Annotated in this window: 1 protein-coding gene; it reads right to left on the reverse strand. The window is 75.7% G+C overall.

The annotated features are described in order from the left end of the window. Positions 1-251, reverse strand: a 251-nt coding sequence (locus ACG2DA_RS23100; protein WP_395259073.1) for a hypothetical protein, incomplete at its 3' end; no start/stop codon positions are given. Positions 252-395: the final 144 nt, after the last annotated feature.

Below are 395 nucleotides of genomic sequence, written 5' to 3' on the forward strand. Positions count from 1 at the left end.
GGGCCCCGGCGGGACGGGACGCGGTTCCCAAAGCGGAGGCGAAAGGCGAGGCGAAAGGCCGGCGGGCGTGTGGGCGTCAGAACCAGCTCCGCCTCCCCCGCTTCGAGGTCGGGTTTCGGCGACCCGTCCGGCGCCGTCGCCTCGAGGATCCTCGCGTACCCGTCCAAGAGAACGCGGTCCTCGACCGAGCCGCCCGCGTCGGCCGAGAGGGCGTCGACGACGGCCCCGCAGAACGCGCGGATCTCGACCACGTCGTACCCGGACCGGAAGGCGCCGCGTTCGTCCCGGAAGCGGACGGGACGGATCGGCCCGGGGAAGCGGGGCCGGATCCGCTCGTCGCCGGCGATCCGCTCGAGGGGGTCGCCCTGCCCGCGAGGCCGGTCCTCCGGGAGGCC

It is taken from the genome of Alienimonas sp. DA493, assembly GCF_043951915.1.
GTDB lineage: Bacteria > Planctomycetota > Planctomycetia > Planctomycetales > Planctomycetaceae > Alienimonas.